The sequence below is a fragment of the Candidatus Rhodoblastus alkanivorans genome (assembly GCF_022760755.1).
Lineage (GTDB): Bacteria > Pseudomonadota > Alphaproteobacteria > Rhizobiales > Beijerinckiaceae > Rhodoblastus > Rhodoblastus alkanivorans.
The window spans coordinates 756,645-782,348 of record NZ_JAIVFP010000001.1 but is presented as its reverse complement, the minus strand read 5'-3'; the positions used below and the strand labels follow the sequence as shown (position 1 = coordinate 782,348).

The 25,704-nt window shown below is 63.5% G+C and carries 27 protein-coding genes; 18 read left to right on the top strand and 9 right to left on the bottom strand.

Annotation, left to right across the window (positions count from 1 at the left end; genetic code table 11):
* Window positions 1-95 precede the first annotated feature (95 nt).
* From K2U94_RS20500 to K2U94_RS03635, 6 genes are all read left to right on the top strand, one after another.
* Window positions 96-536: a nuclear transport factor 2 family protein gene (locus K2U94_RS20500; protein WP_243065909.1), complete on the top strand. Its 441-nt coding sequence runs from the start codon at window positions 96-98 to the stop codon at window positions 534-536.
* A 126-nt stretch (window positions 537-662) separates the two neighbouring features.
* A complete protein-coding gene (locus tag K2U94_RS03655; protein WP_243065908.1) occupies window positions 663-959 on the top strand; it encodes a hypothetical protein in 297 nt (98 codons plus the stop codon).
* 127 nt (window positions 960-1,086) lie between these two features.
* A complete protein-coding gene (locus K2U94_RS03650; RefSeq protein ID WP_243065907.1) occupies window positions 1,087-1,662 on the top strand; it encodes a sigma-70 family RNA polymerase sigma factor in 576 nt (191 codons plus the stop codon).
* Entirely contained in the window at window positions 1,659-2,321 is a 663-nt protein-coding gene (locus tag K2U94_RS03645) for a hypothetical protein (RefSeq protein WP_243065906.1), read from the top strand. The genes K2U94_RS03650 and K2U94_RS03645 overlap by 4 nt, the downstream gene beginning before the upstream one ends.
* A gap of 10 nt (window positions 2,322-2,331) precedes the next feature.
* The gene (locus K2U94_RS03640) at window positions 2,332-3,888 is read left to right on the top strand and encodes a S8 family serine peptidase (RefSeq protein ID WP_243065905.1); all 1,557 of its coding nucleotides are present in this window, start codon (window positions 2,332-2,334) and stop codon (window positions 3,886-3,888) included.
* 362 nt (window positions 3,889-4,250) lie between these two features.
* On the top strand, window positions 4,251-5,609 hold the full coding sequence (locus K2U94_RS03635) for a hypothetical protein (RefSeq protein ID WP_243065904.1): 1,359 nt from the start codon (window positions 4,251-4,253) through the stop codon (window positions 5,607-5,609).
* Here the strand turns inward: K2U94_RS03635 and K2U94_RS03630 are convergent.
* Both K2U94_RS03630 and K2U94_RS03625 read right to left on the bottom strand, forming a co-directional pair.
* Window positions 5,591-6,754: a hypothetical protein gene (locus K2U94_RS03630; RefSeq protein WP_243065903.1), complete on the bottom strand. Its 1,164-nt coding sequence runs from the start codon at window positions 6,752-6,754 to the stop codon at window positions 5,591-5,593. The two genes, K2U94_RS03635 and K2U94_RS03630, sit on opposite strands and share 19 nt — an antisense overlap.
* A complete protein-coding gene (locus K2U94_RS03625) occupies window positions 6,751-7,977 on the bottom strand; it encodes an aminotransferase class I/II-fold pyridoxal phosphate-dependent enzyme (RefSeq protein ID WP_243065902.1) in 1,227 nt (408 codons plus the stop codon). Before K2U94_RS03625 ends, K2U94_RS03630 begins: the two co-directional genes overlap by 4 nt.
* A gap of 341 nt (window positions 7,978-8,318) precedes the next feature.
* On the opposite strand from K2U94_RS03625, the gene K2U94_RS03620 reads away from it, so the two are divergent.
* Window positions 8,319-9,506 (top strand): polysaccharide biosynthesis/export family protein, encoded by a 1,188-nt coding sequence (locus K2U94_RS03620; RefSeq protein WP_243068798.1) that lies wholly within the window; start codon window positions 8,319-8,321, stop codon window positions 9,504-9,506.
* A gap of 27 nt (window positions 9,507-9,533) precedes the next feature.
* Here K2U94_RS03620 and K2U94_RS03615 read toward each other — a convergent pair whose 3' ends face one another.
* Window positions 9,534-10,883 (bottom strand): glycosyltransferase family protein, encoded by a 1,350-nt coding sequence (locus K2U94_RS03615; RefSeq protein ID WP_243065901.1) that lies wholly within the window; start codon window positions 10,881-10,883, stop codon window positions 9,534-9,536.
* Window positions 10,884-11,271: 388 nt separating this feature from the next.
* Here K2U94_RS03615 and K2U94_RS03610 point away from each other — a divergent pair, with 388 nt between their 5' ends.
* From K2U94_RS03610 to K2U94_RS03595, 4 genes are read left to right on the top strand one after another with little or no spacing between them, the layout of a single operon-like run.
* Window positions 11,272-12,351: a class I SAM-dependent methyltransferase gene (locus K2U94_RS03610; protein ID WP_243065900.1), complete on the top strand. Its 1,080-nt coding sequence runs from the start codon at window positions 11,272-11,274 to the stop codon at window positions 12,349-12,351.
* A gap of 15 nt (window positions 12,352-12,366) precedes the next feature.
* A complete protein-coding gene (locus K2U94_RS03605) occupies window positions 12,367-14,196 on the top strand; it encodes a tetratricopeptide repeat protein (RefSeq protein ID WP_243065899.1) in 1,830 nt (609 codons plus the stop codon).
* The gene (locus K2U94_RS03600) at window positions 14,193-14,858 is read left to right on the top strand and encodes an ABC transporter ATP-binding protein (RefSeq protein WP_243065898.1); all 666 of its coding nucleotides are present in this window, start codon (window positions 14,193-14,195) and stop codon (window positions 14,856-14,858) included. The genes K2U94_RS03605 and K2U94_RS03600 overlap by 4 nt, the downstream gene beginning before the upstream one ends.
* Entirely contained in the window at window positions 14,851-16,137 is a 1,287-nt protein-coding gene (locus K2U94_RS03595) for a KpsE/RkpR family capsule polysaccharide export protein (RefSeq protein WP_243065897.1), read from the top strand. Before K2U94_RS03600 ends, K2U94_RS03595 begins: the two co-directional genes overlap by 8 nt.
* A 314-nt stretch (window positions 16,138-16,451) precedes the next feature.
* Here K2U94_RS03595 and K2U94_RS03590 read toward each other — a convergent pair whose 3' ends face one another.
* Window positions 16,452-17,003 (bottom strand): response regulator transcription factor, encoded by a 552-nt coding sequence (locus K2U94_RS03590; protein ID WP_336606179.1) that lies wholly within the window; start codon window positions 17,001-17,003, stop codon window positions 16,452-16,454.
* Here K2U94_RS03590 and K2U94_RS20620 point away from each other — a divergent pair.
* Window positions 16,926-17,147, top strand: a complete 222-nt coding sequence (locus K2U94_RS20620) for a hypothetical protein (RefSeq protein WP_336606185.1) — start codon at window positions 16,926-16,928, stop codon at window positions 17,145-17,147. The two genes, K2U94_RS03590 and K2U94_RS20620, sit on opposite strands and share 78 nt — an antisense overlap.
* Before the next feature lie 23 nt (window positions 17,148-17,170).
* Here K2U94_RS20620 and K2U94_RS03585 read toward each other — a convergent pair whose 3' ends face one another.
* From K2U94_RS03585 to K2U94_RS03580, 3 genes are all read right to left on the bottom strand, one after another.
* Complete coding sequence (locus tag K2U94_RS03585; RefSeq protein WP_243065895.1) at window positions 17,171-17,320, bottom strand: hypothetical protein; 150 nt, start codon at window positions 17,318-17,320, stop codon at window positions 17,171-17,173.
* A gap of 24 nt (window positions 17,321-17,344) precedes the next feature.
* Window positions 17,345-17,467, bottom strand: a complete 123-nt coding sequence (locus K2U94_RS20495) for a hypothetical protein (RefSeq protein ID WP_272884839.1) — start codon at window positions 17,465-17,467, stop codon at window positions 17,345-17,347.
* A 201-nt stretch (window positions 17,468-17,668) separates the two neighbouring features.
* Complete coding sequence (locus K2U94_RS03580) at window positions 17,669-17,881, bottom strand: hypothetical protein (RefSeq protein ID WP_243065894.1); 213 nt, start codon at window positions 17,879-17,881, stop codon at window positions 17,669-17,671.
* 423 nt (window positions 17,882-18,304) lie between these two features.
* Between K2U94_RS03580 and K2U94_RS03575 the strand changes: the two genes are divergently transcribed.
* The 5 genes from K2U94_RS03575 to K2U94_RS03555 all read left to right on the top strand — a co-directional run bounded on the left by K2U94_RS03575 (window position 18,305) and on the right by K2U94_RS03555 (window position 23,150).
* Window positions 18,305-19,840, top strand: coding sequence for an ATP-binding protein (locus K2U94_RS03575; protein WP_243065893.1), 1,536 nt, complete (start codon window positions 18,305-18,307; stop codon window positions 19,838-19,840).
* A gap of 272 nt (window positions 19,841-20,112) precedes the next feature.
* Window positions 20,113-20,820, top strand: coding sequence for a molybdate ABC transporter substrate-binding protein (gene modA / locus K2U94_RS03570; protein ID WP_243068797.1), 708 nt, complete (start codon window positions 20,113-20,115; stop codon window positions 20,818-20,820).
* A 3-nt stretch (window positions 20,821-20,823) separates the two neighbouring features.
* A complete protein-coding gene (modB, locus tag K2U94_RS03565) occupies window positions 20,824-21,504 on the top strand; it encodes a molybdate ABC transporter permease subunit (protein WP_243065892.1) in 681 nt (226 codons plus the stop codon).
* On the top strand, window positions 21,501-22,622 hold the full coding sequence (modC, locus tag K2U94_RS03560; RefSeq protein WP_243065891.1) for a molybdenum ABC transporter ATP-binding protein: 1,122 nt from the start codon (window positions 21,501-21,503) through the stop codon (window positions 22,620-22,622). Before modB ends, modC begins: the two co-directional genes overlap by 4 nt.
* Before the next feature lie 264 nt (window positions 22,623-22,886).
* Window positions 22,887-23,150, top strand: coding sequence for a hypothetical protein (locus K2U94_RS03555; RefSeq protein ID WP_243065890.1), 264 nt, complete (start codon window positions 22,887-22,889; stop codon window positions 23,148-23,150).
* 45 nt (window positions 23,151-23,195) lie between these two features.
* Here K2U94_RS03555 and K2U94_RS03550 read toward each other — a convergent pair whose 3' ends face one another.
* Together K2U94_RS03550 and K2U94_RS03545 are read right to left on the bottom strand one after the other, a co-directional pair.
* Window positions 23,196-23,411, bottom strand: a complete 216-nt coding sequence (locus K2U94_RS03550) for a hypothetical protein (RefSeq protein WP_243065889.1) — start codon at window positions 23,409-23,411, stop codon at window positions 23,196-23,198.
* 336 nt (window positions 23,412-23,747) lie between these two features.
* Window positions 23,748-24,611, bottom strand: a complete 864-nt coding sequence (locus K2U94_RS03545; protein WP_243065888.1) for an SDR family NAD(P)-dependent oxidoreductase — start codon at window positions 24,609-24,611, stop codon at window positions 23,748-23,750.
* A gap of 148 nt (window positions 24,612-24,759) precedes the next feature.
* Between K2U94_RS03545 and K2U94_RS03540 the strand changes: the two genes are divergently transcribed.
* The gene (locus tag K2U94_RS03540) at window positions 24,760-25,518 is read left to right on the top strand and encodes a CDP-alcohol phosphatidyltransferase family protein (RefSeq protein ID WP_243065887.1); all 759 of its coding nucleotides are present in this window, start codon (window positions 24,760-24,762) and stop codon (window positions 25,516-25,518) included.
* Window positions 25,519-25,704: the final 186 nt, after the last annotated feature.

The window sequence follows — 25,704 nt, the reverse complement described above, 5'->3', positions numbered from 1 at the left end:
AAGACGGGTATGGCAAAAATGTTCTTTTCACGGGACCGCGAGGGAATTATCTATCTCCATCCTTGAGCCATGGCGGCTCGGGTCGGGGACGCGCCGTGACCCAGCAGGATTTCAGCGAATTTTTCCCAGAGGACCCCCATCGGTCGAGACATGATCTCGTCCTCGAAGTCCTGACCGCGCGCGCGGACCACGCCAGATTCATCGAATTTTTCCACGAAGACGCCATCTTCACCATGGCGGGCCACATATACGATCATCTGTTCAGCGGCGTTTTTCGCGGCCGCGAAAATATCCTCGGACTCCTGCAGAAAATCGACGCCGAGATCGAAACAAGCGACCCCCGGATCCTCAATCTGATCGTCGATGGCGACAAGATCGGCCTGAGGCGCAGCCTTCTCGTCCGCCATCGCGGCACGGCCGCGGCCGGCCGGCTCGTTCTCGGTGATTTCGCGATATTGCGCGACGGGAAGTTCGCAGAGGTTTTCGAATATGTCGACACCGGCTGGCTGAAGCAATTGTCCGGCGAGGACGACTGACCGTCGCATCCGACAGGCGAGGCCCTCGCAAAATTTTTTCAAAAAAACTTTGAACCTTTCGCGCGGTCGCCGCGACCCATGAGCGTCAGGCCGATGAGATGGCCTAAACCTCAAGGAGCAACGACCATGACCCGCACCTCTTCCCTTCTCCGCAAGTCCTTTGGCGCCCTGTTCGTCGCCGGCGCCCTCGCCTCCGCAGCTGTCGTCGGCTCGTCCGGCGCCCAGGCTTTCCCGATCTATCCCCACCCCCATCACCATCATCATTGGGGCCATGGCTGGGGTCCGGGATTGGGCGTCGGCCTCGCCGCCGGACTTGTTGGCGCGGCAATCGCCTCCGACTATGCCACGCCGATCTATTGCCACTGGGAGCGCCGCTATGACGCCTTCGGCGGTTATCTCGGCCGCGTCCGGGTCTGCGACTGACGCCGGATGAACGCGACCGGCGCGGGCGGCGGCTCCGACCAACGGACCGCCGCCAAGCGTTTCAGGCGACTTGACCTTTGGCCGCTCCCGCGAAACCCTTCGGGCGACGACGACGCCCAAAGGTCTCATGAGCCAGGACCCAATCCAGAGCCGCGACGACGCGCAGCTGATTCAGCGGATCGCCGCGGGCGACCGGCTGGCGATGCAGGTCCTGTTCAACCGCCATCGCGTCCGGGTTTTCCGTTTCATCCTGCGCTTCATGCGGGACGAGGCCGGCGCCGAGGACATTCTCGCCGAGGTTTTTCTCGACGTCTGGCGGCAGGCGGGGAAATTCGAGGGCCGCTCCAGCGTTTCGACCTGGATCCTGTCCATCGCCCGTTTCAAGGCCTTGTCGCATGTCCGTCAGCGCGGCGAGACCCCATATGACGAGGAGGCGGCGGCGGAAATCGCCGACGAGGCCGACGACCCGGAAGTGGACGTCGCCAAGCGCGACAAGAGCGCGGCTTTGCGGCGCTGCCTGGAGAAACTTTCGGTCGAGCATCGCGAGATCATCGACCTTGTCTATTACCACGAGAAATCGGTCGAGGAGGTCGGGAAAATCGTCGGCGTCCCGGCCGCGACCGTGAAGACGCGCCTGTTTTACGCGCGGCAGAAATTGTCCGAAATCCTCAAGCGCGCGGGCGTGGATCGAGGCTGGCCATGAATGAGAGCCCAAATCAGGATCTCGCGGAACTCGCGCCCTTCTATGTCGCAGGCGCGCTCTCGCCCGACGACATGACGCGCTTCGAGGCCGCCCTGGCGCGGGACCCGGAACTCGCCCGCAATGTCGCCGCCGCCCGCGCCGAACGCGATGAGGTTCTGGCGCTGAACGAAGCCCTCCCCGCCCCTTCCGCGCGCGCCTTCGACACCTTGTTCGCGCGGATCGACGCCGAGCCCGCCCGCAAGACCAACCCATGGCGCCGGCTCGATCTCGGCGGCGCGCTCGCGCGCCTCGTTTCGCCGCGCGCGCTCGGCTGGGCGACGGCGGCGGCTTGCGCTTTGGTCGCCGTTCAGGCCGGCCTGCTGACATTCGAGCAACGCAACGCCCCTGAAGCGCGTTATACGACGGCGTCCGGGCCGCACGAGCAGGCGCGCGCCGCCGGGATTTATGCTTTGGTCGCCTTCGCGCCCGGCGCCTCGATCGACGCTTTGGGCGCTTTGCTGAGCCGAACCGGAGCGCAGATCGTCGAAGGCCCGCGCGCCGGCGGCTTCTATCGCCTGCAGCTCGGCGGCCCAGATCTCGCGCCCGCCGAGGCGCGGAAGAAGATCGACGCCCTGCGCGAGGCGAAAGATCTGGTGCGCTTCGTCGCGCCGAGCCCATGAGGAGCGACCGATGAAGCTCTTACAGTTGAAGCTCTTGGGAAAGATACTGGCGGCTCTCGTCCTCGTCTTGCCGGCGCTGGTTTGCGCGCCAGCGTCAGCGCAGACTTACGGCGATAGTCCCGCGCGCGGAAATTATGGCGGCTCCGGCTATGGCGCCCCCTCGCGCGGCGGCTCCTATCGGGGCGGGCCGTTTCGGCGCGGCTTCCAGATAGGTCCGGGAATTCTCCTTCCCGCACTCGGCGCGGCCGCCGCGGCCGCCGCGGCGGCGGATGAAGAGAACACGCCGCCGCCCCGGCGCCATCGCCGCCCGCCGCGCCACACGGTCGCACAGCCGCATCCCATCGTTCAGGAGGCGCCGCCGCCGAAACATTTCGCCAAAAAGTACACGCGACGCGCGCCTGCGCGGAAAAATCTGGAGAAAAAGCCCGTCGCCAGCGCCCTGCTCAACCTGCCGGCCAGAGGCGAAACCCGTCTTGTCGCGAAGGAGGTTCTGGTCGCCTTCAAGCCCGGCGTCAGCGACAAGAGAATCGCGGCGCTCGCGCGCCGGCGCAGGCTCCAGATCGCGCAATTCCGCGACCTCGCGCTGTTGAACCAGCGCGTCTATCGCTTCCGCTACGCCGACGACAGGCCGCTCGACGGCGTGTTGTGGTCGCTCGCCCGCGAGACCTCGGTCGCCTCGGTCCAGCCGGATTACGTTTATGCTTTGGCCGGCGACGACACGCCCGCGTCTCCGGCGCCCGCGGCCTATGCCCCGGCCATGCTCCGCCTGCCGGAAGCGCATCATATCGCGACCGGCAAGGACGTGCGCGTGGCCCTGATCGACGGCGCGATCGACGCGTCCAATCCCGAGATCGCGGGCGCGGTCGCGGCGACTTTCGATGCGTCGGGCGCCGCGGCCGCGCCCAGCCTTCACGGCGTCGGCATGGCCTCGGCCATCGCCGGGCGCCGGCAGATCGACGGCGCGGCGCCCGCCGCGCTCCTGCTCGCCGCGCAGGCCTTCGACGATTCGCCCGGCGCCCAAGGGAAAGAACAAGCGAAAGAGCAAGCGACCGGCTTCAACCTGCTGGCCGCGCTCGACTGGGCGGTCGCGCAAAAGGCGCGGGTGGTCAATATGAGCTTCGCCGGCCCGGCCGATCCTTTGTTTGCGAAAATGCTGGCTGCTGCCGCCGGGCGCGGAATCGTACTGGTGGCGGCGGCGGGCAATGACGGCCCCGGCGCGGCGCCGGCCTTCCCCGGCGCCGACGCCCATGTGATCGCGGTCAGCGCCGTGGACGACCAGTCGCGGCTCTATGCGCGCGCCAATCGCGGTTCCTACGTCGACCTGGCCGCGCCCGGGGTGGACGTTCTGGTCGCGGCGCCCGGCGGAGCCTATGATCTTTCCAGCGGCACGTCGGTCGCCTGCGCCGAAGTGAGCGGGATCGCCGCTCTGCTCCTCCAGGAACATCCCGGTCTCGACGGCCCCGCCCTGCGCCGGCTGTTGCGGGCCTCGGCGCGCAAGCTCGAAAACGCGCCCGAAGCCGGCGCGGGGCTTGCCGACGCGCAGGCCGCGTTGCGGCGTGGACTTTAGAGCAAATCCCCAAAAAGCTGCAGACTTTTTGTACAATAATATGCGTTAAAACAATGAACTAGAGCATTATTCCGATTCTGAGCGAACGGAAGACTCTAATTCTGCCAAAGTAGTTCCGGGGCTCAAGTCTTAAATCCTGCCGTCCGCCTCCGGAAACGGTGAAGGGCGGTTTGCCGCCCGACTCCATGCGCGCCGGCTATTGGCGACGGTTCGATCGCCGCGTCGCTCTTCCGGCGCTTCCATTCTGGTCGAACCGCAATCGATCCGGGAGCGCCGGCGCCCTTGCGGCGAAGCGGCCCTGCGTATAGATGTCGGGCGGCCAATCCGCGATTTCGCGCGCCCCGTTCCTGCTGGTCAGAGCCATGACGATTGGATTGAAGCGCCGCGTCTTTCATTATCACCTCAAGAAATGCGGCGGCACTTCGATCAATTTCTGGCTTGATTTTTACCAGTCCGACGACCGTCGCATGGGCTATGAGGCGACGCGCGAATTGAAACTGGCGATGAACGCAGTTCCGCGCGCCACTGATTTCGAGCGCCTGATGGCCCCGCGATTCCATCAGGCTTTTTTCGGTTCGAGCTTTATCGGCTCGCATATGCCGCTGCTCAAATACGCCCCGCCCGGCACTTTCGCCTTCACTGTATTGCGCGAGCCGCGGCGGCGGATTTTTTCGCAGGTGGCCGACTGGCGCCGACTTGCCGATTACGAGTCGCATCGTTTTTTCGGCCACGAGACCAAACCGATGGTCGCCGACGCCGTCGCCGGGATGGCCTTGCGCGACTTTCTCGCCAGATATCGCAAAAGCTTTGCGCTCGACAATTACATGACCCGCGCCCTGGCGCGCGTGACCTTGTCCGAGGAGGAGGCTGTCGGCGCCGAGGCGGCTTCGCTGGTCGATGTGGCGCTCCAAAACCTGCGCTGTTTCGATCTCGTTGGCGTGACCGAAGATCTGACCCCGTTCCTGCGCCTGCTCGCGCGCGATCTGGGAATCGCGCCGCTCGCCGCCGCGCCGCGCCTCAATGTCAGCGCCTCGGCCGAAAATGCGGCGCCGGAAGTCGAGGCCGCCGCCGATCTGCTCGATGAATTGACCGAGGCCGATATTCGCGTCTACCGCGGCGCCCGCGCCCTGTTCGAGGAGCAACTCGCCGCCGGCCCGGAATATTCGACCGAAATGTTCGAGACCGAGCACGCCAGCGTCGTCCTCGCCGACGTCTTGGGCCGCAACCGGGGCGATGTCGTGTTTTCCGTCCGCTCGCCCCTGGTCGGCGCCGGTTTTCATGGGCGCGACGGGCCGGGCCTCGACAATTGCAATGTCTGGAGTGGGCCGCAGCCGCGCTTCACCCTCTATATGCCGACGCCGCCGGATGCGCGCCTGGAGTTGAAATTATGGATTCGCGCTTTCGCCGACGAGAGCCAGCGCGAAAGGCTGCGGGTCTGGACGGACGGGCGCGAGACGCCCCATCGTTTCGCGCCCGACGCTAGTGCGCCGGAAGAGAATTTCCGCGAGGTCCTGATCGTCGAGACCCGCTCTACGCGCGATTTCATCCGGCTGGAGATCGACGTCGGCGAGACCTTTACTTATGGCCGGCCCGGCGGTGCGGCGTTCGACAGCCGCCGGCGCGGCGTCGCGTTCGGCTTTTACGGCTGGCGCGCGATCCCCGAGCCCGCGCCCGATGCGCCGGACGAGGAAGCCGAGCCGGCCTACAGCGCCTTTTCGTAGAGCCGGAAAGTGCGGGTGTGGCGCGCCGGCAGCATCCGCGCCACCGGCCGGATCGCGGCGGAATTGTGCTCCAGCAGCCAGCTATATTCCACTTCCTCGACGCCTGCGGCGCGGGCGTCGGCGACCGAACGCGCCATCAACATTCCGATGGCCGCCATGCCGACCGTAGTGTCCCGCCATTTCTTGGCGACGCCCGCCAGCATCACCCGCGCGCGCCGGGTTCCGCGCACATGGACGCGCCACAGCAATTTGGCCGCGCCAAAGGGCAGCAGCTTGCCGTTGAGGCCGCGCAGCGCCTCGTTGACGTCGGGAATTTGCGCCACCACGGCGATGTCCTCGCCCTGGTGCATGGCGATGTTGAACCATTTAGGCTTGGCGATGGGCAGCATCATATCGCCGATGAAGCGGCCCTCCTCGACGCCGATCGGCGTCGCATAGAGATTTTCCGACCAGGCCTCGTTGAAGAAAGATAGAATGCGCGGCAGGTCGCGGCGATAGCTGAAATAGGACATGGAATGTATGTCGATGCGCGGCGCTTCCTTGACGCTGGCCATGTTGCGGGCGACCTTCTCCGGCAGCGCGGAGTCGGCGATGCGGCAAACATAGGCGAGAAGATCGACCGTCTTGCCGTAGCCCAGGGCCTCGATATGGCGCCTGTAATGGGGCGGGGCGTGATTGGTCTGGACGATATGGGGATGTTCGAAGCCTGAGACCAGCAGGCCGCTTTCGCCATTGATATTGAGATTGAACGGCCCCCGCACGCGTCGCATTCCCTTAGCGCGCAAAAATTGCTCGGCTTCCGCGAACAAAGCGGCGAAGACCTGCGCGTCGTCGATCGCGTCGATGAAGCCGAAGAAACCGCAGGAATCGCCATATTTGGCGATATGGGCGGCGTCGATGATGGCGACGATCCGTCCGACCGGCTCGCCGTCGCGCAAGGCGACGAAGGGCTGCACGACATTTGCGCGCGCGAGCGGCGATTTTTTGGGGTCGAGCATCATCGCGACCTCGTCGTGAAGTTGCTCGACCCATTGGGGATTGGTCGCCTGGGCGCGGCGCGCGGCGGCGAGAAAGTTGTTGAGGCCGGCCTTGTCGGTCACCGGCGCGACTTTGAGCGCGCCGCTCTGGATCGTTTCGCCCATCATTGCGCTGGCTCTCCGTCGGCGCGCAGCGCGGCGAGTTCCTCGGCGACGATCGCCGCCGCCTCGGCGACGGCGCCGGCCTCATGTTCGCTGCTCAGGAAGAAGCGCAGTCGCGCCTCGCCCTCGGGAACGGCGGGATGGATAATCGGCTGCACATTGATCCTGCGTTCGAGCAATTGTTGGCTGAGGCGCGCCGCGACCAGAGAATTGCCGACCATCGCCGGGACGACGGCGGCGCCCGCGCTGAGGCCCGTGTCCAGCCCGGCGGCGCGGGCGGCCTCCGCGAAGGCCAGCGAATTGGCGCGCAATTTCGCCACTCTGTCGGGCGAGGCCTCAAGAATTTCGAGCGCGGCCAGCGCGGCGGCGGCAAGCGGCGGCGCGAGGCCCACGCTATAGACGAAGCCGCCCGCGGAATGTTTCAGATGTTCGATCAGCGCCGTGCAGCCGGCGATATAGCCGCCGCAGGAGGCGAGCGCCTTCGACATCGTGCCCATCCAAATGTCGACCCGGCGCGGATCGACGCCGAAATGTTCGAACACGCCGCCGCCATTGTCGCCCAGCACGCCGAGGCCGTGAGCGTCGTCGATCATCAGCCAGGCCCCATGGCGCTCCTTGATTTCGACGAGCCCCGGAAGGTCGCAAAGGTCACCGTCCATGCTGTAAAGCCCTTCGGCGACGATCAGCACCCGCTGGCGGCGGGGCCGCAGGTCGGCCAGCAAAGCGTCAAGGGCGGCAAGGTCGTTGTGCGGGAAGGCGCGCCGCTCGGCGCGGCAGAATTCGCCGCCCATGACGATGCTGTTATGGGCGAGCGCGTCGTGCAGGATCAGGTCGCGCGGCCCGAGCAAGGCGGTCAGCGCGCTGACATTGGCGCCATAGCCGCTGACGAAGGTCAGGCAGGAGTCGTGGCCGTAATGGCGCGCCAGCGCCGCCTCCAACTGGCGGTGGATCGGGCGCTCCCCGGCGACCAGCCGGCTGGCGGAAGCCGAAACGCCATATTGTCCGACTGCCGCGCAGGCCGCCGCCCGCACCGCAGGGTGATGATTCAATCCGAGATAATCATAGCTGGAAAAATTCAGGACCTCGCGCCCATCGACCACCGAGCGCGCGCCGGCGTCGCCCTCGTGGAGCAGGAAATAGGGGCTCGACAGGCCAGCCTTGAGGAAAATCTCGCGCAGAAAACGCTGTTCCTCGCTTCCCGGCAGCCGGTCGAAGCCGGCCGCGGGCATTACGCGCGTAATGTCCGTCCCGGAGACGACGGAGCGCTTTTGGCCCACGCGCTGCAAGAAATTTTGCTCGGCGTCCGACAAATGCCGCAAAATTCACCCCCTGGATCGAACTAGTATGCGGCGCGAACCTGCGGCGCGCGCGCAGTCCCTCTATAAGCAATCGTAACCTTTTCGTCAGCGCTCTTGTGTTGAATTTGTCGCAGCCGGATAAAATCTCGCCGGGTTCCGAGGCCTTTCGTTGATCGAAAACGAAGCCGGCGTTAAATCGGCAGAGTTTGGGCGGTCAGCGCTAGCGGCCGGACGGGCTTTCAATTGCGAAAGTCTGGACAACAAGGTTGAAGATGTCGATTAACGTCAGTTTCCGCTTCAGCGTCGGCCTCGCGCTTTTCTGCGCGCTCCTGTCCGGGCTTGCGTCCTGCTCGGCTCTTCCCGGTCAGGGACCGGGGGCGTCGGACATCATCGGCAGCGCGAGCCAGGCCCCGCCCTATGTGGTGGTCGGGGTCACGCCGGGCGTGATCGATGTCCTCAAACAGCGCCGTTTCGACAGTTTTGCGACGCGCTTTCCCAGCCGCTCCACGCCGGTGGAGCCGCTCATCTCGGTTGGCGACACGATTGTCGTGACGATCTGGGAGGCGAGCGCTGGCGGCCTCTTTTCGTCGCCGGTCGCCGCCGGCAAATTTTCGACCGGCTCGAACAGCGCCGCTCTGCCCGAGCAGGTGGTGGGCCGCGACGGCTCCATCACGGTGCCCTATGCGGGTCGGATCCATGTCGCCGGACGCTCGCCGAGCGCGGTCCAGAGCGTCATCGAAGCGGCGCTCAAGGGCAAGGCGATCGAGCCGCAGGTCATCGTCAATGTCACCCATTCGGTGACCAATTCCGCCACCGTCGTCGGCGAGGTCACCGGGGGCGGTCGGATTCCGCTTTCGGTCAAGGGCGACCGGCTGCTCGACGTGCTGGCCACGGCCGGCGGGGTTCGCGCGCCGGTCAACGAAACTTTCGTCGAACTGACGCGCGGTTCGGTCACTTCGCGCACGCCCCTGCTCCAGGTCATCGCCCATCCGGCCGAAAACGTCTATATCCGTCCCGGCGACGTGCTGACCTTCGTGCGCGCGCCACAGACCTTCATGGCCTATGGCGCCACCGGCCGGAACGCGGAAGTCCCCTTCGAGGCCGATGGCATCACCCTGGCGGAGGCCTTGACCAAGGCCGGCGGGCTGCTCGACGAGAGGTCCGATCCGGCCGGCGTGTTCGTCTTCCGCAACGAGGTCTATTCCGTCGCGAGGACCCTGCGCCCCAATAGCCCGCTGGTCCAGCCCGGCAGCGCCACTCCGGTCATTTACCATCTCGACTTGCGCGACCCGCAAGGCCTTTTCCTGGCGCAGCGGTTCCGCATCGCCAACCACGACATCGTCTATGTCGCGGATTCGCCGTCGACGCCGGTACAGAAAATGTTCGCGATCATCGGCGGCGGCATGGGCATGGTCGGCTCCAGCGCCAGCATCGCCAACGCGGCCGCCACCATCAAATGACCAGAGATTGATTGCGGTTGGGCGGCCTCAGAGCGATTCGCGCGCCATTTTCATAGATGGCGCGGGTTCCGTCCGGGACCGCGCCGTCTCCGGCGGAATCCTGGAATTGGCGGCCAGATAGAGCGCGCGATTGCTTTCCGCATTATAGGGGCGGCGCCGCGATTCCGCCGGAAATTCCGGGGCGCTCGCAATCCGCTGCGCCAGTTCGAGATGGTTGCCGATTTCGAAAAATTCGATCGTCTCGGGAAAATATCGCGCGAATTGCATGAAGGCGAGGTTGCGCGCGGCGATGATGCGCGCGCCCATTTCGATCGCCATGCTCATCGGCCCGGACGACGACTGGCCGACTTCGAGATAAGGCAGGACGACGACATCGCAATAGGCCATCGCACGGGCAAAACCTTCGTCGGTCTGCGCGCCGAGAAAATGCAGGCGATGGCCAATGTCTTTTGGGTGATCAAGCAGAAACGAAAGATTTTTGTCGCTTATAGTGAAATTCAGGCTGGTCTTTTCGTAGACGTCGAAAATGGAGCGATCGACAAAGGCTTCCCGAAGCAATTTATTGACATAGGGATTGATTTTTTCTTCTTTCTTGATCTCGTTGGGGTGAAGACCGCCGAAAAACAGGAGGTGGTAATTCTCGGGCAGATGATGCATCGCCCGGATCATCGTCTCAAAACCCTTATATTCCGACAGAAAGCCGAAGACGCCGATGGTCTTGGCGTCCGGTGGGAGGCTTTTGAGCTGGGGTGACGCGGTTTGCGCGCCGGAGGCGCGGATTTCGGCGATGTCCTTGTCGCGCAGGAAGCAGAGCGGATGGTCGAACACCGCCGGCAGGCGATTGACGTAACGCATGACGCGCATATCGCGGCGGGTGTGGACGATCACATTGACCGGCTTTTTGCGCGCTTCGCGCCGCAGCAGGCCATAGATCCGCTTGTTCATGAATTTGACGTTGAAATGGCGGCCAACCACTGAAACCGCCTTGAACAGGTTGAAGCGCGAAAGGGCCTTGGTGACCAGATAGGCTTCGAGTTCGGGCCGTAAAATGGTGTGGAAGGTCACCGACAGCGCCGGCGCGGCTTGCGCGATCCAGCGGAAGCGCCGCACAATATCGCCCCTTTTACGGCCGAGCGTGCCGTGTTCGAGCTGGATGTTGACGAAATCGTATGTTCCGGCTTTGGCGCAAAACTCCATAATCATCTCGTCCGCGAGCCGCCGCACGCTTTTGTCGCCGGAGCGCATGAAGAACTGGTCGAGATCGAATACGTCGACGTCGAAATCGCCTTCGATCTGTTTGATCAAAAACCGCGTATATCCCGCGATGCCGCACAGGTCGTCGAATGTGCTGACGATGGCGAGGCGTGGCTTCGTCATTTGGCTACCGCTAGTTCCGTTGCTGCCGGGCCGCAAAAATACGAACGCGTCCCGGCTGGATGACCTTTCCCCCAAAACAGATTTCAAAACAATTTTTTATAGATGGCGCTTAAATCCTTTTATGAACGCTGCCTAAATGCGCAATTTATCGTCCGATTGTCAATCGCGGCCGGCCCGGCGGTTTGGCGAGAACTTCTACCTGGAGTGGCAAGGCGCCAGCTTCGAATTCGATCAGCCGTTTTTCGCGCTTTTCGCTTTCCCGCCGACGTGATAGGTGCGCTTTCGAAATTGTTTCGCGGCGATGCGGCCGGACGATCCGACGCGTCGCCTGGCGCTGCGCTTCGCTCTGGGCGGCGCCTTTCCGTCCCTTGGCGTTATGGCGGAATTGATGAAAAACGATCCCCAACTTTCAGACAGCGCAACGGCTGCGCATGATTTGGAGCGCTTGCTGCGACTGCGGGAGCAGACGATTCGCGAACGGGAGACGGTGACGCGCGAGAGGGAAGCCGAAATCGAGCGGCTTTGCGGCCTCATCGCTCAAAAGGATCAGGAAATCAAAGCAATCCAGTCGACTTTGGCGGAGCGCGAGCAGGCCATTGTCGAGCGAGAAACCGCCAACCGGGAGCGGGAGGCGGAAATCGCGCGCTTGAGTGAAATCGTCGCCCGACGCGAGGACGAGATCACGGCGCTCCAGGCCTTGTTGTTTGAGCGCGAGCGGACCTTGCGCCAGTTCGAGGCCCACGCCGGCCAGACGCAGGCGCAACCCGATCAGCCGCAATCCGAAGCGGAGACCGTTCCCGTGAACCTCATGTCTCTAGTCGATCCAGCCGGGGCCCTGCGCGAGGGCGGCCTGGACAGCCTGCTCAAAATCCTCGACCGCGTCGATGGCTGGTGCACCGCCAACAAGGCGGCCAAGCTCTATGAGCTGGCTTCGTCGCCAGACTGCGGGCTCGCGGTCGAAATCGGCATTTTCGGCGGCAAGTCCCTGCTGCCGGTCGCCGCCGCATTCGCCAGAAAGGGCGCGGGCGTGATCTATGGCGTCGAGCCCTGGGAAAACGCCGTCGCGGTGGAGACCGCCACCAATGATGTCAATGACGATTGGTGGCGCAAAATCGACCTCGTCGCGATCAAGCGCAATTTCTTCGGCCACGTCCAGCGGCTGCAGCTCGAAAAGCATGTCCGGGTTCTCGAAATCCCGTCGGACGCCGCAATTCCGGTGTTCCAGTCGGCGCGCTACGCCGACAAGATCGACCTCGTCCATGTGGACGGCGCCCATTCGGTCGAGCAGAGCGTGTTCGACTGCGCTTATTGGCTGAAGCTCCTGCGCTCGGGCGGCCATCTCGTTCTCGACGACATCAATTGGCCCTCGGTCGCACTCGCTCACGAATTTTTGAAGTCGACCGCAATATTGACTTATTCGGTCAGCAATGATGCCGAGGGGCATTTCTCAATTTTCCGTAAACCATAGGCCGAACGAGATCGCTTGGGAGGTCATTTGGAAGGCGCCTTCGAACGGGACGCCGCGCCGGACGGCGGTTCCGACATCGCCGGACAGGGTTCGCCGGCGGGTCGCGCGCCCGCCGATTCGCTTGCGACCCTGCGCCTGACCCGCGACGCTTTTGTCGCGGCAGGAGACTGGTTCGACGCCGCGCCCCTCGCCGTCCGCATCGCCCAGATCCTGCCCAATGACGCCGCCGAACAGCGCCACGCCAGCGGAATTTTGAGCCAGAGCGGCCGCGTCTCGGAGGCGATCCATTTCGCCTTGCGCGCGGTGGACCTCGACCCGTCCAATTATGAATACGCCCTGCACGCCGGCTGCATTTACAATCTGTGCGGCGACCGCAAGGCGGCCATTCCCCTGCTCCTGCAGGCGGTGAAGATCAATCCGCAGGCGGCGGAGGCTTTCCAGCAATTGTCGGCGGCCGCCGATAATCTCGGGCGCCCGGATTACGCCGCCAAGCTTGCGCTACGCGCCTGGCGGCTCGACCCGAAGAATGAGCATCGCGGCTTCGCCGCCGCCCATCTTTTCGCCCGCGCCGAGCAATGGGACGCGGCCATCGCCGTTTTGCGCAAGATGGAGGAGGCGATCCCGCCCTCGGCGGCCCTTCACCGCACGCTGAGCGGCTTTCTCGGTCATACCCGGCGGTTCGAGGAAGCCGTGAAAGCGGGCGACGCGGCGGTGGCGCTCGACGGCGACAATCCCGAATATCGCATCCACCACTCGCATATGCTGATGCAGCTCGGGCGGATCGACGAGGCCAACGCCGCGATCGCCCGGGCCATCGAACTCGACCCGTCCAATCTCGTCGCCCGCCGCCATGCGGTTTCGCTGCTGGTCGAAAAGGGCGATCTCGGCCAGGCTTTGCGCTGCGGCGCCGAATTGCTCGCCCTCGCGCCGGACGATCCGGAATATGCCGATTGCATGCGCTTCCTGCTCGAAGCCAGGTCAATGAGCGCGGCGGCCGAGGATTTCGGCCAGATCGCGGCGCTCAAGCGCGCGGCGCCGCCGCGTAAGCTGGCGGAGCCGGTCACTTTCGCGGGGGCGGCGCAGGCGCAAGCGAGCACCATTTTCGCTCTGGTGCTGCGCGACATCCGCAGTCGTTACGGCGAGAGCAAGCTCGGCTTCTTCTGGGCCCTGATGGAGCCCTTCATCCACATCGCGGTTCTGGCCTTCGTGTTCCAGTTCACCATGCACGGCAAGCCGCCGATGGGGAACAGTTTCTTCCTGTTCTATTTCACCGGCGTCATGCCTTATCTGCTCGTTTCACACCTCATCAGCCATCTCGGCGTGACCATTCGCTCGTACAAGCAGTTGATGCAGATCCCCAGGATCACGCCGCTCGATCTGCTCGTGGCGCGCGCGATCGTCGAATTGTTCACCACGGCGGTGATCTATCTGCTGTTTCTCGCCCTTTTTGGGGTTTTCGGCATCAATGCGCTGCCGATTTCGCCGCAGAACGTGCTGGGCGCCTTCGCCATCACGTGGGTTCTCGGTTTCGGCCTCGGCTGCTGCCTCGCGAGCCTGGCGGAATTCGGCGTGGCCGCCGAGCATGTCGTCAACGTCGTGCTCCGCCTGCTCTATTTCGGCTCGGGGATTTTCTACGTCCCCAGCATGATGCCGGTCAGGGCGCGCAATATTCTGTCGTGGAATCCCTTCATGCATGTCGTCGATTACATGCGGATCGGCTATTTCCGCTCCTATCATCCGAGCTGGATGGACATATCCTACGCCGTCGCCTTCTCGATTTTCGCCATGGCCGCCGGCCTCGCGTCAGTGATGGCGATGCGCCGGCGGATGAGGACGATCGCATGATCGTTTTCGACAGGGTCACCAAGCGCTACCGCGCTGGCCGAGAGGAGAAGACCATTCTCGACCGTGCGAGCTTTTCCTTCGACGCCGGCCATAATTACGGCATTCTCGGCGGCAATGGCGCGGGTAAATCGACGCTTCTGCGCATTATCGCCGGCGCCGAACACCCCAACAGCGGGTGGATCAGCCGGCGGGCGCGGGTGTCTTTTCCGCTTGGCTTCTCGGGAACCTTTCACGGCCATCTTTCGGGCCGGCAGAACGCCGCCTTTCTCGCCCGCATCTATGGCGTGGACGAGCGCCGCGTCGCCGATTTCGTTTGGGATTTCGCAGAGCTCGGGGCCTATTTCGACATGCCGATCCAGACTTATTCCTCGGGCATGGCGGCCAAGCTCGCCTTCGGCGTCAGCCTGGCCATCGATTTCGACGTCTATCTGGTGGATGAAGTCACGGAAGTCGGCGACGCGCGGTTCCGCAAGAAATGCGCCGCCGCCTTCATGGAACGAATGGCAAAAAGCGATATTATCATGGTGTCTCATAATAGCCACACGATCAAAGCTTATTGCGATCGCGGCGCGGTGTTGAACGACGGCCGCCTTGAGTTTTTCGATTCGATCGATGAAGCTATGCGCGTTCATCGCAATATATTGGGAGCAAGCGATGCTTAGCGGGCTCTTGCCGCAGGAGCGCGAGACTTCGCTGAAGCCCGCCGACGCGCAGATCCTCCCGGCGCAGCCCCGCGTCGCGGCGCGCCTGCCGGAAGGACGTGGGCTGGTCCTGCCCGGCCTCGGCGACATGCGCCCGGTGACCGGCGCGGTGGCGAGGCTGCGGTCGCTGTCGCCGCTCAAATTGTCCTTTCTCCTGGTCGTCGTCCTTCCGACCGTCATCGCCGCTCTCTACGCCTTCTTCTGGGCGTCGAACCGCTATGTGTCGGAATTCCGCGTCGCCGTGCGCGCGGTCGAGCCGATCAAGACCGGCGGCCTCGCCGACCTGTTTGGCCTGGGCGGCTTTTCCCAGGCCGGCAACGATTCCAACGCCGTCGTGCAATATCTGCAAAGCCGGGAGGCGTTCGAGCAGATCCAGCAGAGATTTCCGCTGGAAAAGAAATTCAGCGACCATTCGATCGACTGGTTCTCGCGCTTCACGGGGCGGCCCGACATCGAGCGGCTGACGCGCTATTGGGATTCGATGATCGACGCCTATTTCGAGACGTCGACCGGAACCGTCATCGTGCGCGCCTCGGGCTTCTCGGCGCAGGACGCCTATGCGATCGCCAGGCTGATGCTGGCGGATTCCGAGGCTTTGATCAATCGCATGTCGAAACGGGCGCGCGACGATTCCGTCGCCTTCGCCGAAAAGGAAGTTTCCGCCGCCGAGGCGCGGCTCGAGGAAGTGCGCAAAAAAGCCCGGGCGCTGCAGGACAAGGAGGCGATCCTCGATCCGATGAAGAGCGCCGAGGTCAATATCACCCTCACGGCCAAGCTGAGGGAGCAGATCGCGCAACAGAGCGCCGAACTCGCCACCCAGAAATTGCGCTTGTCGCCGACCGCGCCTTCGGTGCGGGCGAGCGAGGAATCGATCGCCGGGCTGAAACGCGAGTTGCAGCGAATCCGGGCGGAGGCGACCGCCGCGCGCGGCTCCCGCGCGGCGGTCGATGACAGCGGCGCGGCTCGCCCGCTGTCCACGGTGTTCGGCGCCTTCCAGCAGCTCGCCGACGAAAAGACTTTTGCCGAAAAGGCCTATCTCAGCGCGCTTGCCGCGCTGGAGACGGCGCGCCTGGACGCCAACCGCCAGCAGGTCTATCTCTCGACCATCGTGCCACCCGGCCTGCCGCAGGAGGCGGCGTTCCCACGTCCGCTGCGCCAGACTGGGATCACCTTCCTCATCGCCGCAGCGCTGTGGCTGATCGCCCTGATGGGGGTCTATTCGGTTCGCGAACATATGTGAGCGATGCTGCCGCGCACGCCGCCATCAAAATCATGAACGGGTCGCAACGCCTCAGGTGTGGGAGGCGAAACTCGTAGTCATGCCCATGAGCGTCACCTGGGTCATGTTCTTGAAGATCAGCGTTTCGCCGTCGCTGAAGGTGAGCGTCGCATTGCCGCCCGAATAGACGGACGAACAGCCCGCGCTGCATGCCCGAGGCCGTCAAGCACCTCGCCTTCGCCGTTAATGGTCAGGCTGTCCGTTTGGCGCCGGCGCCAAACGGACAGCCTGACCGGCCAACTCGCCTCGCTCCTGTCAGGTGTGTGGCGCGCCCTCTAACGCATCGGGCGTTCCGGGGGGACCAGCCCGACGGCCATGCATTTCCCGACCAGTTCGGCGAGGCTGCCGCCCGCCATTTTCTTCATGACGGCGGCGCGATGGCTTTCCACCGTGCGCACGCTGAGCCTTAGGTCATATGCGATGATCTTGTTCGGCAGCCCCTCGATCATCTTCAGCAGGACTTCCTTCTCGCGCGGGGTCAGTCTGGCGAAATTCTCCCTTGTCGAGACGAATTCCGCCGGCTCCGGGGCGTTTGCGCAGACGTTGCGAATGGCGCCGATGAGCGCGCAGGCGGAATAGGGCTTTTCGATGAAGTCGAGCGCGCCCAGTTTCATGGCCCGCACGGCGAGCTTCACATTGCCATGTCCGGTGATGACCACGACCGGCAAGGCCGAGCCGCGCTCCCGCAACCGGGCGATCAGATCAATTCCGTCCATGCCCGGCATTCGGACGTCTGTCACGACGCAGCCGTGAACGCCGCTATCGGTCGCGGTAAGAAAATCTTCGGCCGACCGATAGGTTTTCGTTTCGAAGTTTTCCGCTCGCAAAAGGATGCTGAGCGATTCGCGAACGTCATCGTCATCGTCGACAATATGGACGACCAGATTGTCGGAGGTTCGATTTCCTTGATCCATAGCGGCGTGAGATGCTCTGCAAGGATGAAAGCTGGCGCGCGCGCCGTTGCCGGCTAATGTCTGGGTCCGCCAAACCTTCATTATGCACGCCCCTCAACCACCCGCCTGGCCGTCAGCGGCGCGGAGATGACGCAGGCGCGCCCCGCGGATTCAAAACGTCTCTCGACCTTGGCGCCGGGAATGCCGCGCTCGATCAGCATTGCGCTGGCCTCTTCGTCTTTGGGTCGCATCACCTGAGCGCCTCCGCTTTCGGTTCAGGTCATTTCCAGCCCTGGCGCGCCGCCTTCGCACAGCGCGCGCAAGCCGGAGAACGCGCCGACGCCGATGACGGGAACGCGTTCGGGATTGGCGACCTGCAGGTCGATATCGTCAGTCATGTGAAAGCAGCGCGATCGGACCCGAAGCATTGCCTTCAAAAAGCATCGCTGGTTGCGGCGACGAAGGCAAACGTGCTCGATTCATCTCTTTGCCGCCCTCCCCCGCCGCCTTGCAGACGGAATCTTTTTGATTATGGAAATTTATTGATGCTAACGCGAAAGGCCGCTGATTTCGAGTAGAAAATTATAGCTCGCCTGTCCTCATGCAAAGCAGCAGCGAGCGGCTCCCGGCGTGCGACGATCCTTAAAAAGGTCGCGGCCATGGTCGATGACGCCGTCGTTCATATTGTCGAAGACGACGCGGTTCTTTGTCATTCCGCTTCGTTCTGCGGCATTGTCGCCGACAGGCGCATGCCGGAGCTGCGCGGAATCGAGGCTCCGACCAAAATCCGGCGGCGCGTCGCCGGTCGTCATGGCTTCCGCTCATGCCGATGTGGCGCTCGGCGTTCACACCGTGAAAAAGGCGCTTTCGATTTTATCGAAATAGCCCTTCGCCAGCGACCGGTTCGTCAACGCCGCGCGCCGCAGCTCCGAAGCCGAGCCGGCCTGTTGCGGGCAGAAGGGAAAACGAGGTTCCCGACGAATTGCCGGCGGACTTCCGACGTTCGAATCATGACGCGTTCCCGTTCGAGCCGACATTTGTCTCGTTGATCGTCCCCTCATAATTGGCGCTGGCGCCGCTCGCAAAACGGTCGTTCGCCAACGCTGTATTCTAAGTAAAAAATTTCATTTCTTCGCGGCAGGACGCGCTAAATTGTTTCTAAGGGGCTTATCTGCTTTAGCGAAGCGTGGACTTTGCGGAATTTCGGAGCCTATTTGCGCCATGATTTTAAAAAGATGACGACCAAAGCACCGTCATTTCCCATTGTCGCCATTTGCGCGGCGTCCGACGGACTTGGCGCGGCGCTGGATCTTTGTCGCGCTTCGGCCGCGCAGATCGCGGCGGCCTTCGTCATTTTCATCGATCCGGAGCATGTCGATCAATTTATGAACGGGCTGGAGTCAAAGGATGCGCCGCCCGTGGCTCGCTGCGTCCCGGGAACGCCGATCGAGCCGGGACGCATTCATGTGCTGCGCTCGGACCTTTACATGCGAACCGTCGGCGGAAAGCTCCATGCGGTCGAAGCCGACCGGCCCGACCTTGGTTCCGCGCGTCTCTTTCTCCGCGCGCTCGCGCAAGAGAGAGGCGCAGACGCCATCGTCGTCTTGCTCGGGCGCGACCCGGACTTCGCGCGCGAAGCGAAGGCGGTCAAGCAGGCCGGAGGCGTCGTCCTCTCCTTCATCGACCTCATGGAGCGCCAGCGGGCGGCGAATCTGTTGTGCGAGAGCGAAGCCCGCATGCGCGCCATTATCGATGGCGCGGATGACGCGATCATCGCGTCGGACAGCGCCGGCCGCATCAGATGGGTCAACAGCGCGGCAAGCCAAATCTTCGGCTATGGCGCCGACGAAATGATCGGCGCCGACATCGGCTTCCTGACGGTCGATCCCGATCGCTCCATGCCGGCGGGCGGCGTCGGGAGGGAGATCGAGGCGTTGCGCAAGGACGGCTCGCTTTTCCCCGCCGAGCTGAAGGTCTCCGAGACCCGCCATGGCGGCGAACGCCTGCGCGTCAGCTTCCTGCGCGATCTCAGCGAGAGGCGGCTGCTCGAGGCGCGGCTGCAGAAAATGGACGACAATCGCCTTGCCGCCATGGCGAATATGGCGACTGAGCTGGCCCATGAAATCAATCAGCCGCTGGTGGCGGCGGTAAATTATCTGGCGGCGGCGCAGGCGCGCGGCCGGCGCTCCGGCGCCCTGCCGGCCGAAATAAGCGAATTGATGGAGGCCGCGGCCAGCCAGGTGGTGCGGGCGGGCCGCATCGTCAGCCGGTTGCGCAGGTTTATCGCCGATACTGAGCCCGAAAAGTTCGAACAGAGACTGCACGGCCTCATCGTGGCCGCTTGCGAACTGGTCTCGCCCATGTTGCGGGAGGCCGGCATCCGCCCCGTCCTGCGACTGGACGCGACGCCGGATCTGGTTCTGGTCGACGGCGTCCAGATCGAGCAGGCTTTCGTCAATCTCCTGCGCAACGCCGTCCAGGCCATGAGCAAATCGCGAACGAAAAATCTGACCGTCGCGACTTCCGCTGGCGACGGGATGATCCGGGTTGACGTCTCCGACAGCGGCACGGGCCTGTCGGGCGCCGAACAGATCGATCTGTTCCTGCCCTTCACCACCGCCAGACCGGAAGGTCTCGGCGTCGGCCTGTCGATTTCGCGCGCGATCGTCGAAGCGCATCACGGAAAAATGTGGGCGAAGAAAAACGAGACGGACGGCGCGACATTCTCCTTCACCCTGCCGCTCGCCGGGGACGAGCCGGCAAACGAATAGTGAAACGATACAGGTTCGCCCACGCTTTGATCGAAGTCATCGGCGTAACATTGGCAGGCTTTGCTCCTTGCGCATGTTTCGTGCGACCGAGACTTTTCAGGTTCATTTTGCGCAATTTGTAATCAGAAAACATATTGAGGTTGCCGGCCGCGGATAAGCGTGCATTATCTGCCGATCACCGTTCAGACGTCCGCCAGACTGTCATGGTTTGGTCGGCTTTCGAGGAATTTTCCATGAAATGGAAGGCGCTTGCCGTGTCCTGCGGCCTTTTCATGTCTTTGCTCGCCCCTCGGGCGGAGGCGGCGCAGGTTCAAGTCGCCGTCGCGGCCAATTTCACCGAGCCGGCCAAGGAAATCGCCGCTTTGTTCAAGAAGAAGACCGGGAATGACGTGCTTCTGAGTTTCGGGGCCTCCGGCGGCTTCTATATGCAGATCATCCATGACGCGCCTTTTCAGGTCTTTCTATCTGCCGATGAAGAGCGTCCAAAACTTGCCGTCGAAAAGGGCTATGCTGTTCCGGAAAGCCGCTTCACTTACGCCGTCGGCAAGCTCGTGCTGTGGAGCCGGGTTATGGATGTGGCCAAGGGCGAGGCGGCGCTGAAGGCGGGCGCCTTCTCCCGGCTCGCCATCGCCAATCCCAAATCCGCTCCCTATGGGACCGCCGCCGTCGAAACCATGAAAGCGCTCGGCCTCTATGATTCGCTTCAGCCGAAGATCGTTCAGGGGAACAGCATCGCCCAGACCTTCCAGTTCGTGGACACCAAAAACGCTGAACTCGGCTTCGTCGCGCTCTCGCAGCTCCATGGCGTGAGCGACGGAACGCGCTGGGTCGTTCCCGGAAACCTCCACGCCCCGATCCGCCAGGACGCGGTTCTGCTGAAGAAGGCCGCGAATGACGAAGCGGCAAAAGCCTTTCTCGCTTTCCTCAAGGGGCCGGAGGCGCGCGCGGTCATCGAGCGTTTCGGCTACGCATTGCCCTGATCCATGGTGGCGCTCGAGCATATCTGGGAGCCGGTTCGCCTGACGCTGGAGTTGGCGGCGGTCACGACTTTGGCGCTGCTGGTGATCGCGACGCCGCTCGCCTGGTGGCTGGCGCGCTCGAAAGCGAAATGGAAGGAAGCGGTCGCCGCCGTCGTCTCCCTGCCGATGGTGCTGCCGCCGACCGTGCTCGGCTTTTACCTCCTCGTCGCATTGGGCCCCGACGGCCCGGGCGGGAAAATCGCCGGCCTGTGGGGCGCGCGCACGCTCGCCTTCTCCTTCACCGGCCTCGTCATAGGCTCGATCGTCGCCAGCATGCCCTTCGTGGTGCAGCCGATCCGCAACGCCTTCCAGGCGATCGGCGACCGGCCGCTCGAAGCCGCCGCAACCCTGCGCGCCTCGCCCTGGCAGGCGTTCTGGCGGGTGGCGCTGCCCCTGGCCAGTCCCGGCCTTCTGTCCGGCGCGGTGCTCGGCTTCGCCCATACGGTCGGCGAATTCGGCGTCATCCTGATGATCGGCGGCAATATTCCCGGCCGCACCCGGGTCATGTCCACCGCCATTTTCGATTATGTCGAAAACATGCAATGGGGCGAGGCCAATTTGCTCGCGGCCGGCATGGCGGTCTTCGCCTTTGTCGTGATTCTGGCGATGACTTATTTTGAGAAACGCATCGCGAGGCTGCGGTGAGCGGGCAAGGCCACGCGATCCGCGCCGCATTTCGCAGCGCACTCGGCGCTTTCACCCTCGACGCCGCCTTCGAGGCGCCCGCCAAAGGCGTCACGGCGCTGTTCGGGCCTTCCGGCTGCGGCAAGACGACCTTGCTGCGCTGCATCGCGGGTCTGATCCGGGTTCCAGACGGGTTTTTCGCCATTGACGGCGAGGTCTGGCAGGACCGCGAGGGCAGGTTTTTGCCGACCCATCGCCGGCCTTTGGGCTATGTCTTTCAGGAGGCGAGCCTCTTTCCGCATCTTTCGGTGCGGCGTAATCTGCTTTTCGGCGCGCCGCGCCAAAAAACCGACGGCCGCCCCGAGATCGACTTCGACGAGGTGGTCGATCTGTTGGGGATCCGGGAGCTGCTCGACCGTTCGCCGCGCAATCTCTCGGGCGGCGAGCGCCAGCGCGTCGGCATCGGCCGGGCCCTTCTCGCCCAGCCCAAGCTGCTTTTGATGGATGAGCCCCTGTCCGCGCTCGACCGCAGGACCAAAGCCGAAATCCTCCCCTTCCTGGAAAAGCTGCGCGACCATTTCGCGCTTCCGATCGTCTATGTCAGCCATGACGTCGCCGAGGTCGAGCGTCTCGCCGATCATGTCGTCCTGGTCGAAACGGGCCATGTCGTCGGCGCTGGACCTTTGGCCGAGGTGCAGAGCGACCCTTCGTCGCCTTTGGCGCGGTCGCGCGACGCGGCGGTCAGCTTGAAAGGCGTGGTCGTGGGCTTTGACGCGGCCTATGGCCTTCTCGACCTGGCGATTTCCGGCGGACGCCTGTTCGCCCCGGGGCCGCCGGCCCGCGCCGGCGAGGAGCGGCGCGTCCACATTCTCGCCAGCGCCGTCAGCCTCGCCCATGATGCGCCCGGCCGCAGTTCGATCCTGAACGCGGTGCCGGCGCATATAATCGCGATGAAGCCGCTCGATCCTTTCGAGGTCGTGGCGGCTGTCGCGCTCGGCGAGGATGGCGGGGGCGCGCGGCTGTTGTCGCGCATGACCCGGAAATCGTGGGTGGAGCTGGGCTTCGCCGCCGGCCAGCGCGTTTACGCCCAGGTCAAATCGGTTTCGCTCGACGCCGGACGCGGCGAAGCGGAACCATGATCTCGTCGCGAAAGCTCCAAATTGATATGGTCTTTACGGCGGTCGAAGCGATCTGGAGCCAGGGCCGCAAAGTGAAAGCCATTCTCTTCCTGTGCACGGGAAATTATTATCGCAGTCGTTTCGCGGAGGAATTGTTCAATTTTCGCGCGCCCGCGCTATGTCCAGGCTGGGTCGCGGGGTCGCGGGGAATAGCCGTCGATCTCGGAAGCGCTAATGTCGGTCCGATCGCGCGGCAGACGGTCGAAGGTTTGGGGGGGAAGGGGGGTGGATTTCGATCCTGATACGGCGCGGGCGCCGCTTCAGCTCGAAGTCAGCGATTTCGCTTCCGCCGATCATGTCGTCGCGCTGAAACAGCGGGAACATTTTCCGCTTTTGCGGGAACGGTTTTTCTCGTCGCTTTCGATCAAGGATTTTGCGCGCGTCGAATATTGGGATGTCCACGACATAGACTTCATGGCGCCGGACAGAGCGCTTCCCCTGATCGAGCAACGGCTTGACGATCTGATGACGCGGCTGCGCGGAGCTTAGAGCATCCGTTCATTCCGGATCGGAAGAATCCTATAGTTCATTGTTTTAACGAATATTCTTGTCAAAAAAGGCTGCAACTTTTTGGGTATATGCTTGTCTTATGACTTTTCGCGCCACTGAGGCAAAAAGGAACCGCTGGGAGAGCGCGGCAAAATTGACCAGCAAGGCTTTGACGCGGGCACGAAAGTCACGGGCCGCAAGCGCCACATCCTCGTCGACACGCTCGGCCTCCTGCATGGCGTGAGTATGGCCGGCCAACATTCAAGACCGCGATGGAACGCGCGATTTGTTGTGGCGGGCGCGGCGGCGATTTCCGTTTATCGAGTGCAACTTCGCTGACGCCGGACTTCCGGGACCGAAAACGGCCAAACGATTGCGGCGACGGAAACCTGGAAGATCGAGAGCGTCAAACGATTGGATCGTCATCGCTTCGTCGTCCTGGCGAAGCGATCGATCGTCGAGCCGGCTCTCGCCTGGATCCGTCGAAATCGTCGCCTTGCCCGCGATTTCGAACGCTATGTGTCAACCGTCGCCGCATTCTTACGGCCTGCCATGATCCGTCTCATTCTCAAATGCTTGGCAAGGCCTAACCTCTGTTCAGGAATCTATCGTTCTTGGATCGGCTTTGAGGCCAGTTCCGCCCGCGGCGAAGGCCCGATGGCGCAGCAGCACCCGCGCGCCAACGCCCTGGGGCAGGAATTGTTGCAGGCGCGCCGCGAAATAGAGCGGCCAGGGGAAAGCGATGATCGCCTTGCGCCGGTCGAGGCCGCGGCGAATCAGCCGCGCCGCCTTTTCGCTCGACACGAGGAACGGCTTCCAGCTGACATAAGAACTTGTCATCGGCGTATCGACGAAGCCGGGGCAGACGACGCTGACGCTCACATTGTCAGCCTGATAGAGCGTTCGCGTCGCCAGGCCGAAAGCGACCAGCGCCGCCTTGCTGGCGGCATAGGAGGGACAATCGGGCGGCGGCGCGAAGGCTGCGATCGAGCCGAACAGCGCGATCCGCCCGGCGCGGCGGCGCCGCATCAGCGGCGCGATCGGGGCCATCGCATTGATCGCGCCGCCCAGATTGACGTCGAACAGCTCCGCCGCGCCGTCCAAATCCTCGACCTCGCCGGGCGACGGGGTCACGCTGGTCACGCCGGCGCAGAGAATCAGCCCGTCGAGCGGCGCCGACGCGTCGCATTCGAGCAGAAAGGCGCCGAGCGCGGCGCGATCGCGCACGTCGATCGCCGCTGTCCACACTTTCGCGCCCTTTTGCCGCGAGTCCGCCGCGACGCGATCGAGCCGCGCCAAATCGCGTCCGATCAACGCCAGGCTCACGCCCGGAGCGGCATATTCCCGCGCCAGGGCCGCGCCGAGGCCGCTGCTCGCGCCGGTGATGACGATGTTCCGAATGTGTCGACTCCACCACAGTGAGGAGAAATTTGCAGCGCAGCGACAATTCTCGGTTGCCACTGCATCACGATTAGGTTACCGAATTTATGGCTGTGCTCAAGACCTGATCCGTTTTCTTCAGCGTGTTGTCTTGCGCTGTTGTGTCGTTGCGTCAACATTGCAGTAAAGTCGGCGCTTTCGTCACGAATTGGCTTTTGTGGAACCAGAATTGAGGCGGAGTTTGACTTTGTCGAACATGGACTTCTTCCCGACCGCAATCGAGGCCAGCCCTTCCGCCAAACAGCAACCGCATTCCTTCGCGCCGCCGATCCGCATCCAGGAAAATATACTTGCGCTCCACGAGCGCGCGACGCTTGATCGGCTCTGCGACGCCCTGCCCTCCTGGGTCAAGCCGGACCATCTCACCGCTCTCGGCCTGTTCGGCGCGGGCTTGAGCGGCGCTGGCTATGTCGTCAGCAATTGGAGCGCCGTCGGCCTGTTCATCGCCAGCCTCGGCCTCGTCCTGAACTGGTTCGGCGACTCACTCGACGGCTCGCTCGCCCGCCACCGCGGCGTCGAGCGGCCGCGTTACGGCTATTTCCTCGACCACACGGTGGACGCTTTCGGCAATTTCCTGCTGGTCGCCGGTCTCGGCGCATCGCCCTATGTCGACATGAACGTCGCGCTCATCACCCTGATCGGCTATCTGCTCCTGAGCATTTACGCCTTCCTGTCCCATCACGTTTCCGGCCGGCTGCAGCTCAGCTTCTTGCAATGCGGGCCGAGCGAAATTCGTCTCGCGCTGATCGCCCTGAACGCCTTGATATATTTCGAGGGGCCGCTCCATTTGCATTTCGCGCAGAGCAGCATTTCCGTTTACTCGCTGCTCGTGGGCTTTTTCGGTGTCAGTTTTTTCGCCCTTTTCCTGTCTAACGCCGTCGCCATGGCGCGCGATCTTCGCCGGGAAAACAAAGCCACACGCCGGTAGCAAGTTCGACGGAAGGCCCATGGTTTCCCAACGGCATGCCTGCCGGGCCGAGCGTCAGGCCCAACGGTCGGCGCGGTGGACTTTGGCCGCCGCATGGCGGATTGCAGGCGGAAATCGAGCAAACTGTTGATCGAGAGACGAGCGTGGGCTAGGAGCAAAAGCTCTGGGACGCGCAGCCAAGTGTCT